Source organism: Methylovorus menthalis (genome assembly GCF_020523625.1).
Lineage (GTDB): Bacteria > Pseudomonadota > Gammaproteobacteria > Burkholderiales > Methylophilaceae > Methylovorus > Methylovorus menthalis.
Genome location: NZ_JAJAQH010000001.1, coordinates 450,149 through 462,434 on the forward strand (window position 1 = coordinate 450,149; position 12,286 = coordinate 462,434).

10 protein-coding genes are annotated in these 12,286 nt (G+C 52.2%); all 10 read right to left on the reverse strand.

Annotation, left to right across the window (positions count from 1 at the left end; translation table 11 throughout):
* Nucleotides 1-41: 41 nt before the first annotated feature.
* A complete protein-coding gene (locus LG204_RS02050) occupies nt 42-2,852 on the reverse strand; it encodes an EAL domain-containing protein (protein ID WP_230335718.1) in 2,811 nt (936 codons plus the stop codon).
* Nucleotides 2,853-3,300: 448 nt separating this feature from the next.
* Nucleotides 3,301-5,130, reverse strand: coding sequence for a glutamine--fructose-6-phosphate transaminase (isomerizing) (gene glmS, locus LG204_RS02055; RefSeq protein WP_230335719.1), 1,830 nt, complete (start codon nt 5,128-5,130; stop codon nt 3,301-3,303).
* 24 nt (nt 5,131-5,154) lie between these two features.
* Nucleotides 5,155-6,513 carry a bifunctional UDP-N-acetylglucosamine diphosphorylase/glucosamine-1-phosphate N-acetyltransferase GlmU gene (gene glmU / locus LG204_RS02060; RefSeq protein WP_268867966.1) on the reverse strand — a complete coding sequence of 453 codons (1,359 nt, stop codon included), beginning with the start codon at nt 6,511-6,513 and terminating at the stop codon, nt 5,155-5,157.
* 84 nt (nt 6,514-6,597) lie between these two features.
* Nucleotides 6,598-7,023 carry a F0F1 ATP synthase subunit epsilon gene (locus LG204_RS02065; protein WP_230335721.1) on the reverse strand — a complete coding sequence of 142 codons (426 nt, stop codon included), beginning with the start codon at nt 7,021-7,023 and terminating at the stop codon, nt 6,598-6,600.
* A gap of 22 nt (nt 7,024-7,045) precedes the next feature.
* The gene (gene atpD, locus LG204_RS02070; RefSeq protein WP_230335722.1) at nt 7,046-8,443 is read right to left on the reverse strand and encodes a F0F1 ATP synthase subunit beta; all 1,398 of its coding nucleotides are present in this window, start codon (nt 8,441-8,443) and stop codon (nt 7,046-7,048) included.
* Between the two features lie 46 nt (nt 8,444-8,489).
* A complete protein-coding gene (gene atpG / locus LG204_RS02075; protein ID WP_230335723.1) occupies nt 8,490-9,353 on the reverse strand; it encodes a F0F1 ATP synthase subunit gamma in 864 nt (287 codons plus the stop codon).
* 43 nt (nt 9,354-9,396) lie between these two features.
* Entirely contained in the window at nt 9,397-10,938 is a 1,542-nt protein-coding gene (gene atpA / locus LG204_RS02080; protein ID WP_230335724.1) for a F0F1 ATP synthase subunit alpha, read from the reverse strand.
* Nucleotides 10,939-10,947: 9 nt separating this feature from the next.
* Entirely contained in the window at nt 10,948-11,484 is a 537-nt protein-coding gene (locus LG204_RS02085) for a F0F1 ATP synthase subunit delta (protein WP_230335725.1), read from the reverse strand.
* A 7-nt stretch (nt 11,485-11,491) separates the two neighbouring features.
* Nucleotides 11,492-11,962 carry a F0F1 ATP synthase subunit B gene (locus LG204_RS02090; protein ID WP_230335726.1) on the reverse strand — a complete coding sequence of 157 codons (471 nt, stop codon included), beginning with the start codon at nt 11,960-11,962 and terminating at the stop codon, nt 11,492-11,494.
* 47 nt (nt 11,963-12,009) lie between these two features.
* Nucleotides 12,010-12,285 (reverse strand): F0F1 ATP synthase subunit C, encoded by a 276-nt coding sequence (gene atpE, locus LG204_RS02095; RefSeq protein ID WP_015831243.1) that lies wholly within the window; start codon nt 12,283-12,285, stop codon nt 12,010-12,012.
* Nucleotide 12,286: the final 1 nt, after the last annotated feature.

Genomic DNA, 12,286 nt, shown 5'->3' on the forward strand with positions numbered 1-12,286 from the left:
CCGCGAGGGCCGCGCCTTTCTGCGTCGTGCGAATCAAATAATCAGGCAATGCTTAGTACGTCGGGATTAAGCTGTTCCAACTCTTCCAGCAGCATGGGTTTACCGAGGAAGAACCCCTGTGCCATGGTACAGCCCTTCTCACGCAAAAATGCTAGCTGGCTGGCGCTTTCCACGCCTTCTGCCACCAGTTCCAGATGCAACGCCTGGGCAATACGGATGATGGCATTCACCAGCTCGGCCCTATCTTGCTGCTGCACGACATCTTGCATGAACAAGCGGTCAATCTTGACCTGGCGTACCGGGAACTGCCCCAGATAGCTGAGCGCCGAATAGCCCGTGCAGAAATCATCAATGGCGATGGTAATGCCCATGGCCTTGAAGGCATTCAGCACGGCCATGACTTCGTGATTTTCCTCCAGCAGCAGGCTTTCGCGTATTTCCAGCTTTACCCATACCGGTAGACAGCCTGTTTGCTCCAATAAGCGGCTAACGGCGGCCAGCAAGTCGTTATAGAGGAACTGACGGGCGGAAAGATTGATGGCGATGGTGAGTTTAACCTCACGTGCCCGATTCAACTCGACGATGGCTTTAAATGCGTTTTCCAGCACCCATTCGCCAATTTCGACGATCAAACCGCTTTCTTCTGCCACGCCAATAAAGTCCGCCGGTTGCAACATGCCCCGTTTGGGATGGTTCCAGCGTAGCAAGGCCTCCGCGCCCAACAACTTGCCGGTAAAGAGATCAATCTGTGGCTGAAAATTCAGCACAAACTCGTTATTTCGCAATGCCTGCCGCAAGGAGGACCCAATCGCAATATATTCCGATGCCTTTGAGCCCAGATCATGGCTGTAAAACTGATAGTTGCTGCGCCCCATGCTCTTGGCATGGTACATGGCCGCGTCGGCGCATTTGTACAATGCTTCCTGGTCTTCACCATCAAGCGGGTAGGTAGCAATGCCGACGCTGGTTGAGATAAACAGCTCCTTGCCCTGAATATGGAAAGGCTGCGCAATTACCTGCACGATCTTGCTGGCAATCGTCGCCAGATCGTCCGGCTTGCGGATATCCGGCAACAGAATGGCAAACTCGTCGCCTCCCATGCGGGCAACGGTGTCATACGTGCGGATTGCCATCTGCAGGCGATCCGCCGTGGCACACAACAGCTCATCGCCTACCAGATGCCCCAGGCTATCGTTGATGCTCTTGAAATGATCAAGATCCAGCACCATCACGCCAAACTTCTGCTTGCTCCACTGCGCCTCCATCAGCACTTGGCTGATACGGTCATTAAACAAGGTACGGTTGGGAAGATTGGTCAATGAATCATAGTAGGCAAGATAATAGACGCGCTCGCGATAGGCGACCAGTTCGGTAATATCGCGTTCGACAGCCAGAATGTGCTGTACCCGACCCTGTTCATCCAGCTCGGGTACGATGCGGATATGTGAGTGCCAGGTGTCGCCTTCAGGAGTATTGCCCGACATTTCCATGAATCCCGGCTGCCCGGTAGCGATAACTTCAAGAATTTTTTGCTCGTATTGAGAAAATACCTTGCCGCCGGGGAATTCGGATGGCTTTTTCCCAAGCACGACGTTGCGCTCTACACCCAACTTTTCCAACTTGCGATTATTGACGAAGATGCGCTTGGCCTGGAGATCAAACCGGGTAATGGCGTCGGGGGTATTATCAATCAGGGTGCGTAACTCAATTTCGCGATGCACGATTTCAAGCTCGTTGAGCTTGGCTTCGGTAACGTCACGGGCATAGCCTACAATCCCCTTCAGCTCATCATTCACGCGCACGGGCGATTTGTAGATTTCCATCCAGCGCTGGCGGCCATGCTTGTCCGCCACTTGGTCTACCGCATGCCAAGGCTTGCCGCTTTCCAGCACGACCTGATCACTGGCAATATGCGCTTTTGCAATTTCTTCAGGGAAGAGATCAAAGTCTGTTTTGCCATCCACATCGCGCGTGGAAGCGGCTTGCGCCCAGTCTGCATAGGCGGTATTGGCTGCTAGCAAATGGCTTTGCCGGTCTTTCAGCCAGACCATGAAGGGGAAATTGTCGATGAGTACACGCTGGTATTCATCCCGCAAGCGCAATGCATTCTCGGCGGCCCGACGCTGGGAAATATCGCGGGTAATGCTGAGCACGCTGACCACATCACCTTTGCTATCAAACTCCGGTGCCACCTGCAGAGACTTGCACACATACTGGCCATCTTCCGTCACCCACTGCAGTTCAATATTGCCAGGTTTGCGCGATCGCATGATCTGCTGCAACTGATGTTCGTAATCTTCCGGCGTCATCCACGCCTTGCCCCATATTTCTGTCGGCTTTTTGCCTAAGGCATTTTCTAAAGGTATTCCATATACCGTTTCATAAGCTTGACTGATAAAAATGCGGCGGCAATCACGATCGTATCTAATGAAGATATCCGGTGCATGCTCGACCAGATCGCGAAACTTCGCTTCACTGGCCTCTAGCTGATCCTGCAAATGTTTGCGCGTTGAAATATCCCGCACCAGCGCCAGGTTGTAGGCGGTGCCTGCATATTCAACATAATTGGCATTGATTTCGACAGGCAAGATCTTGCCTTGATGGGTGCGGTGCCGGCTTTCGAAGGTCAGTGAGATTTCAGCGGTGAGCTTATGCCAGTGTTGGTCCCAGCTGGCTTGATCCATACTGGGGTCAATATCGGCCACCCGCATGCCCAGGAGCTCCTGCTCATTGTAGCCCAGCGTACGGCAACATTCTTGATTGACGTAGCGAATACGGGAAGAAGGATCAATCAGGAAAATGGATTCCGTCACCTTATTGAGGGCAAAGCTCAATATGGCGGGAATATCCATCGCGTCCCCTGTATCAGTATGTATATCAAGCCTGCTCATGTTTAGTGCGCCACTTGCCCTGATTTTTCGTTCTGCTGGCGCTTGCGCTAGCACTCTTTATTGGGCCAATCCCAATGACAAGATATTCCTGCACTCAGCCCTGGCAAACGGCAATCACCGGGGTGAATCCATGCCTGATCCTTAAGATGGCGATACAAAGCCTATTCTGCTGTAGGACGCTTGGCAATACGTTTGCCAATAATGGACGACTTCTGAATGAAAATGCATCGTTTAAAGTCGAGCATATCTTATTCAACAAGCAATCCGCGTGCCGTCGGGTTTATGAAAGACCGAGATTGATAGATGAAGCGCAGGAGCAATACGGGGAAATCAAAGCCAAGCTAGGACTCTTGGCTTTGATACAGGATGGGATTTTTGAATGTGGAATACGGAAAATAGCTACCGTGGCTTATTCCACTGTCACTGATTTAGCCAGGTTTCTCGGTTTATCAACATCGGTGCCCTTGAGCAGCGCCGCGTGATAAGCCAACAGCTGCACAGGGATAGTATGCAAAATAGGAGATAGCACACCCACATGGCGCGGCGTACGAATAACATGCACTCCCTCACTTTCTGTAAAGTGACTATCGGCATCGGCAAACACAAACAATTCGCCGCCACGTGCTTTCACTTCCTGCATATTCGACTTCACCTTTTCCAACAACACATCATTGGGGGCGATCACCACGACAGGCATATCACGGTCTACCAGAGCCAGTGGTCCATGCTTCAACTCGCCAGCAGGGTAGGCCTCAGCATGAATATAGGAAATCTCCTTGAGCTTGAGGGCGCCTTCCAAGGCAATAGGGTAGTGGATGCCACGTCCCAGAAACAAGGCGTGCTGTTTGTTGGCGAACAAAGTGGCCCATTCCCGAATCTGCGGCTCAAGGTTGAGCGCATACTGGACGCTGCCGGGCAGATGACGCAAGGCGTCCAGATATTCCTGTTCCTGGCCTTCCACCAGGCGGCCGTGCTGCTTGGCCAGTGTCACCGCCAGTGTAAACAGGGCGACTAGCTGTGTAGTGAATGCCTTGGTGGATGCCACACCAATTTCAGCACCGGCACGTGTATAGAGAATAAGACGCGATGCCCGTGGAATGGCACTTTCCTGCACATTGCAAATCGCCAGTGTGAGCAATTGCCCCAGAGCTTTGGCGTGCTTGAGTGCTTCCATGGTATCCAGCGTTTCACCAGATTGTGAAATCGTCACAATCAGCTGCTTGGGGTTCGGCACGGATCGACGATAGCGATATTCACTGGCGATTTCTACCGAGGTGGGAACCTGCGCAATGCTTTCCAGCCAGTACTTCGCTGTCAGCCCCGCATAATAGCTGGTCCCTGCCGCCAAGATCAGGACGCTGTCCACCTCAGCGAATACTTCTTCGGCTCCCAGACCAAACAAGGCCGGCGAGAAGCTGGCATCGTCAATCAGCGCTTCAATGGTGTCTGTCAGTGCACGTGGCTGTTCATGTATCTCTTTCTGCATGAAATGCGAGAACGGACCCAGCTCCATGGAGGCCAGCGAAACATCGCTCATATGTACTGTGCGCTCGACAATCTGCCCAGCGCCATCGTAGATAGTGACGCCATCCTCACGGATTTCGCCAACATCGCCGTCTTCCAGGTAGATCACGCTACGGGTCACTGACAATACGGCGGATACATCCGAGGCTATGAAATTTTCACCTTGGCCAAGCCCAATCAACAATGGGCAACCCTGGCGGGCGCAAATCATCAGTTCTGGGGCATTGATGGAGATAACACTGATCGCAAAGGCACCCGTCAACTCCTTAACAGCCGCCTGTACTGACGATAGTAAAGACTTACCTTGCGCGTGATGGTAATGCACCAGATGCGCAATGACTTCGGTGTCGGTTTGCGACTCAAACAGATAGCCCAATCCGCTCAGTCGCTGGCGTTGCTCATCGTGATTTTCAATAATGCCGTTGTGCACGACGGCGATTTCACCCTTGGATACATGTGGGTGAGCATTGGATTCGGTAACTCCGCCATGCGTTGCCCAGCGTGTATGTCCTATACCTACAAAGCCGCTAAGCTGTTGCGCGTTTGCTTTGTTCTGCATTTCGCTCACACGGCCCACTGCACGCACGCGTTGTATGCCCTGATTCAGCACGGCAATACCCGCTGAGTCATATCCGCGATATTCCAGCCGGCTGAGGCCTTCGATCAATATTGGCACTACATTGCGTTTGGCTACTGCTCCTACGATACCGCACATATGACTTGCTTTCCTTGTGGAGGGTTACTTCTTGATTTTTTCCGGGCGTTTCCAGCCGGTGACCGTGACTTGGCGACCACGTGCTACGGTGAGCTCGCCCGCTGGGGCGTCCTTGCTGATGGTAGATCCCGCACCTATGGTGGCGCCAGCGCCAATGATAACGGGGGCAATCAGCTGTGAATCAGAGCCAATAAAGGCATTGTCGCCAATGACCGTGCGGAATTTGTTTACACCATCGTAATTGCAGGTAATGGTACCGGCGCCAATATTCACCTGTTTACCTACGGTGGTATCGCCTACGTAGCTGAGATGATTGATTTTGCTACCCACATCTACCTGCGCATTTTTCAGCTCGACGAAATTACCTACATGCGTATCGTCCTGCAATACCGTACCAGGGCGTAGACGCGCGTATGGGCCAATTTTGGCTTGCTTCCCGACTTCGGCATCATCAATATGGGTATAGGCAGCGATTGCTGTGCCAACACCGATGCTGGCATTGCGGATGACGCAATACGGTCCAATCCGCACGCCGTCTGCCAGATTTACCTCGCCCTCAAACACACAACCCACATCGATGCTGACATCACGCCCAACGCTCAGTTTGCCGCGTATATCAATTCTGGCCGGATCACTAAGGGTAACTCCTTGCCGGAGTAATGCCGCAGCTTGCTGCTGTTGATAACAGCGCTCAATCGCCGCCAAATCTGACTTACTGTTTATTCCTGTTATTTCCGGCTCATTGGGCGCCAATACACCCCCAACAGCGATGCCTTGCTGACTTGCCATGCCCACAATGTCCGTCAGATAGTATTCACCTTGGGCATTGTCATTCCCCAGATTTTTAAGCCACTCCGACAATGCATCATTGTCGACAGCCATGATGCCTGTGTTGATCTCCTGGATTTGCCGTTGCTCTTCCGTGGCATCCTTGTGCTCAACAATCGCCACCACGGCGCCGTCCGTATTCCTGACGATACGGCCGTAACCTGTGGGGTTAGCCTTGGCAAAGGTAAGCAGAGTCAGCGTGTCTTGCTTCTGCAGCAATTGGCGGCAAGTTTCCACGCTGATTAATGGCACATCGCCCAGCATGATGAGTGTTTTAGCATGGGGATCAAGAAAGGGCAGGGCCTGCATGACAGCATGTCCGGTGCCTAACTGTTCAGTTTGTTGTACCCATTGGATATTCTCATTGCTAAATCTGTTCGGCACAGCATCGCCGCCGAATCCATATACTATCAATATCTTGTCTGGGGATAACTGTTTGGCTGTGTCGATGACATGCGCAAGCATCGGTTTGCCAGCAACAGGATGCAATACCTTAGGTAGGTCACTATGCATGCGAGTGCCTTTACCAGCGGCCAGTATGAGTATATTCAGCATGGTGGAGTGTGATTTCTGATGTTTCAAGTATAAACAAAAAAGGCAGCCTGAGGCTGCCTTTCCGTGAGCTACTGCATGTGCTCTTTAATGCGATTTCTTGCGCAGACGTTCAATGGCATGCAACTGGGCCATTGCTTCCGACAGTTCAGCCTGGGCACGGGCATAATCGATTTCAGAAACATTGTTTCTCATCGCTTCTTCAGCCGCCGCCTTGGCTTCAGCCGCCTTGGCCTCGTCCAGATCATGACCACGGATCGCGGTGTCAGCAAGGACAGTAATAATGCCAGGCTGCACTTCCAGCATGCCGCCAGAAATATAAATCGCCTGCTCTTCCGCCTCGTTTGCCACCTTGACGCGCAACACGCCAGGCTTGATCGTCGTAATCAGCGGAGTGTGGTTGGGGTAAATACCAACCTCGCCCAACTTGGCAGGAGCTACCACGAATTCGGCTTCACCCGAAAAGATGGAAGCTTCTGCGCTGACGACGTCTAGATGTATTGTGGATGCCATATTTAAGTTTCCTTAAGACTACTTAGTTTAAGGTTTTTGCCTTTTCTACGGCTTCTTCAATCGCGCCTACCATGTAGAAAGCTTGTTCTGGCAGGTGATCGTACTCACCATCCACAATCGCCTTGAAGCCCTTGATGGTGTCTTTCAGCGTAACGTACTTGCCTGGAGAACCAGTAAACACTTCAGCTACGTGGAAAGGCTGCGACAGGAAACGCTGAATCTTACGCGCACGGGCTACAGCCAGCTTGTCTTCTGGAGACAATTCGTCCATGCCCAGAATAGCGATAATGTCGCGCAGTTCCTTGTAGCGTTGCAGGGTTGATTGCACAGCACGTGCCACGTTGTAGTGTTCTTCACCTACGACCAATGGGTCCAGCTGACGCGAAGTCGAGTCCAGTGGATCAACCGCAGGGTAGATACCCAGGGCAGCAATGTCACGTGACAACACAACAGTGGAGTCAAGGTGCAAGAAGGTGGTAGCTGGCGATGGATCGGTCAAGTCATCCGCAGGAACGTACACGGCCTGGATGGAGGTAATGGAACCCACCTTGGTGGAAGTAATACGCTCTTGCAGACGGCCCATTTCTTCAGCCAGGGTAGGTTGGTAACCCACAGCAGAAGGCATACGGCCCAGCAGCGCGGATACTTCGGTACCAGCCAAGGTGTAGCGATAGATGTTGTCCACGAAGAACAGAATGTCACGGCCTTCGTCACGGAAACGCTCAGCCATGGTCAGACCAGTCAAGGCCACGCGCAGACGGTTGCCTGGTGGTTCGTTCATCTGACCGAACACCATGCCTACCTTGTCCAGAACGTTGGAGTCCTTCATTTCGTGGTAGAAGTCGTTACCTTCACGGGTACGCTCACCTACGCCAGCGAATACAGACAGACCAGCATGCTGCTTGGCGATGTTGTTGATCAGTTCCATCATGTTCACGGTCTTGCCTACACCCGCGCCGCCGAACAGGCCAACTTTACCGCCCTTGGCAAACGGACATACCAGGTCGATCACCTTGATACCAGTTTCCAGCAAGTCAACGGAAGGGGAGAGCTCTTCAAAGGTAGGGGCCTTTTGGTGGATGGAGCGGCGCTCATCACACTCAATTGGACCGGCTTCGTCGATAGGGCGACCCAGAACGTCCATGATACGGCCCAAGGTGCCGTGACCAACTGGAACCTGAATCTGGTTACCAGTGCTCTTTACTTTCATGCCGCGTGACAGGCCATCGCTGGAACCCATGGCAATGGTACGAACCACGCCGTCACCCAGTTGTTGTTGAACTTCCAGCGTCAGACCGGCTTCGGCTGTGGAGTTCTCTTCATCTAAAACAAGTGCCTCATACACTTTAGGCATCTGGTCGCGTGGGAATTCAACGTCAACCACCGCACCAATACACTGAACAACTTTACCTTGACTCATCTTGGTATCCTCAATCTTTATCTTAATTCGTTACACCGCTGCTGCCTTAAACGGCAGCCGCACCACCGACAATTTCTGAAATTTCTTTGGTAATCGCAGCTTGGCGGGCCTTGTTGTAAACCAGTTTCAGCTCGCCGATGACGTTCTTGGCGTTGTCGGATGCGGCCTTCATCGCTACCATCCGGGCGCTTTGCTCGGATGCCATGTTTTCGGTAACAGCGTGATATACCAGCGACTCGATGTAACGCGTCAGCAACTCATCAATGACTTCACGTGCCTCAGGCTCGTAGATGTAGTCCCAGTGGCCTTGTGCAGTCCCCATCTGCTCACCGTTCAATGGCAGCAATTGCTCCATGACCGGCTCCTGTTTCATCGTATTGATGAAACGGGTAAAGCAGATGTGCAGTTGGTCGATTTCACCAGCCACATAGGCATCCAGCATGACCTTGATCGTACCGATCAGCTTTTCCAGGTGTGGAATATCACCCAGGCCGGTGATATGCGATTTGACGTTGGCACCCACACGGGTCATGAAGCCCAGCCCCTTGTTGCCAATCGCGCTAACCGCAATCCCCTTGCCAGCAGCTTCCCATGCTTTCATCTGATTCAGCGACAAGCGCAGCACGTTGGTATTCAAACCACCGCACAGACCCTTGTCCGAGCTGACCACAATCAGCCCCACATTCTTGACTTCAGCACGCTGAATCAGGAATGGGTGCTTGTACTCAGAGTTTGCATGAGAAAGGTGAGCCGCCACATTGCGGATCTTTTCAGCATAAGGACGGCCAGCCCGCATCCGCTCCTGCGCTTTGCGCATTTTGGATGCGGCGACCATTTCCATCGCCTTGGTGATCTTGCGTGTGTTTTCAACACTCTTGATCTTGGTACGAATTTCTTTGCTACCGGCCATTATCTCGTCTGCCTGTCTCGTGAATGCTTAATCGCCAGAGGGCTTAATAAGCGTTCGTTGCTTTGAAGTCTTTAATTGCAGCTTCCACAGCCTTCTCGTCGTCACCGCCAAGATCCTGGGTAGATTCAATCTTATCCAGCAGGTTCTTGTACTTAGACTTCAGGAAGGCATGCAAGGCGGATTCGAATGCCAGTGCACGGGCAACCGGCACGTCATCGAAGTAACCCTTGTTGGCTGCCAACAATGTAACGGCCATGTCAGAGATGTTGAGCGGGGCGTATTGAGCCTGCTTCATCAACTCAGTCACCAGGCGACCACGCTCCAGTTGCTTACGCGTGGTTTCATCCAGATCGGAAGCAAACTGCGCGAACGCAGCCAGTTCACGGTATTGGGCCAGAGCCAGACGAATACCGCCGCCGAGCTTCTTGATAACCTTGGTCTGTGCTGCACCACCCACGCGAGATACCGAGATACCGGCATTGATAGCAGGGCGGATACCAGCGTTGAACAGATCGGTTTCCAGGAAGATCTGACCATCGGTAATCGAAATCACGTTGGTCGGAACGAACGCGGAAACGTCGCCAGCTGCAGTTTCAATAATAGGCAGGGCGGTCAGGGAACCAGTCTTGCCCTTGACTTCACCATTGGTGAATTTTTCTACGTAATCTTCGTTCACACGAGCTGCACGCTCAAGCAGACGGGAGTGGATGTAGAACACGTCACCTGGGTAAGCTTCACGACCTGGTGGACGACGCAGCAGCAGGGAAATCTGACGATAAGCCCAGGCTTGCTTGGTCAAGTCATCATAGACAATCAATGCATCCTGACCGCGGTCACGGAAGTATTCGCCCATGGTGCAACCAGCGTATGGTGCCAGGAATTGCAAAGCGGCAGAGTCAGAAGCGGCAGCAGCAACAACAATGGTGTATTCCATTGCGCCGTGCTCTTCCAGCTTGCGTACCACGTTGGCGATCGTCGAAGCCTTCTGGCCGATCGCAACGTAGATACAGGTCATGTTCTGACCTCTTTGATTGATGATGGCATCCACCGCAACGGCGGTCTTGCCGGTCTGACGATCGCCGATGATCAGTTCGCGCTGACCACGACCAACCGGCACCATGGAGTCGATAGACTTCAGGCCAGTTTGTACTGGCTGCGAAACCGACTTACGGGCAATAACGCCAGGAGCAACTTTTTCAATCTTGTCTGTCAGCTTGGCATTGATAGGGCCTTTGCCGTCAATCGGCTGACCCAGTGCATTTACCACGCGGCCAATCAGCTCAGGGCCAACAGGCACTTCCAGAATGCGACCGGTACATTTGCAGATGTCGCCTTCGGTGATTTGTTCGTAGTCACCAAGTACCACGGCACCTACGGAATCACGCTCCAGGTTCAAAGCCAGACCGTATGTGTTGCCAGGGAATTCGATCATTTCACCGGCCATCACATTGGAAAGGCCGTGAATACGAACGATACCATCAGTCACCGAAATAACCGTACCTTGTGTACGCGCTTCGGCACTGGTGGAGAAATTCTCTAACCTGCTCTTAATCAGCTCACTGATTTCTGATGTAGATAACTGCATAATTCTCTCCTAACCTTTCAGCGTGTAGGCCAACTGTTGTAATTGGCCACGTACGGATGCGTCTATTACCGTATCGCCGACTACAATCTTGATGCCGCCTAATAATTCCGGATCCACTTTAACGCTTGCTTCGACCTTCTTACCAAACTTGGCTTCCAGACGCTTCACCACGCCAGCAATATCGGCGTCGCTAGGTTGGGATGCGGCGGTAATTTCAGCTTCAAGCACGCCTTCGTCTTGCGCTTTCAGTTCATCAAACGCAGCGGCGATGTCTGGCATGACAGCCAGGCGACGATATTCCACCAGCAACTTGATCAGGTTAGTCACCTGCTCATCAATTTTGCCACTGGCCACGGTCAGTACAGCCTGCTCAATGTCAGCTGCATTGACCTTGGGATCATCGATATAAGCCTTCATCTGCTCATTCGTTACGATTTGCGCAACGAAATTCAGCATGTCAGACCAGCTCGCGAGTGCGTTCTTTTCCTTTGCCAGGCGGAAAGCCGCTACAGCATAAGGTCTTGCAATGGTTATCGCTTCAGCCATGATCTTCCTACAGCTCGTTAGCGATGGTGTTTAGCATGTCTGCGTGAACCTTGGCATCGATTTCCTTGCGCAGGATTTTTTCCGCACCGGCAACAGCTAATGCTGAAACCTGAGCGCGTAAACCTTCCTTCGCACGGTTAACTTCCTGATCGATTTCTGCCTTGGCACCAGCAAGGATGCGATCACCCTCAGCTTTAGCGTTGTTTTTCGCTTCTTCGATAATGTCAGTTGCACGCTTTTCAGCCTGCGTAATGATCGAAGACGCCTTCAGCTTTGCCTCTTCAACAGCAGCAGTCGAACGCTGCGTTGCGGCTTCAAGCTCTTGTTTACCACGTTCACCTGCTGCCAGACCATCAGCGATGGTCTTTTGACGCGTCTCGATAGCCTTCAAAAGAGGAGGCCAGACAAACTTCACTGTGAACCAGATCAGAATGGCAAAGGAGACGGCCTGCGCAAATAGTGTCAGGTTGATGTTCATATTTGCTCCCGAGCTGTTAGTTCAATCCGCTTATTAACTATCAAACGTTATTGAGCAACAACGGCAAGGAGTGGGTTTGCGAAAGCAAACATCATAGCCAGACCAACACCGATAATGAAGGAAGCGTCGATCAGACCCAGCAGCAGGAACACTTTACCTTGCAGAGCTGGAATCATTTCTGGCTGGCGAGCTGCACCTTCCAGGAAGCTAGCACACATGATACCGATACCTACGCAAGCGCCAGCTGCGCCAAGACCAATGATCAGACCGATACCAACACCGGTGTATGCTTGAATCATGGCTAAAAGTTGCAAGTTCTCCATT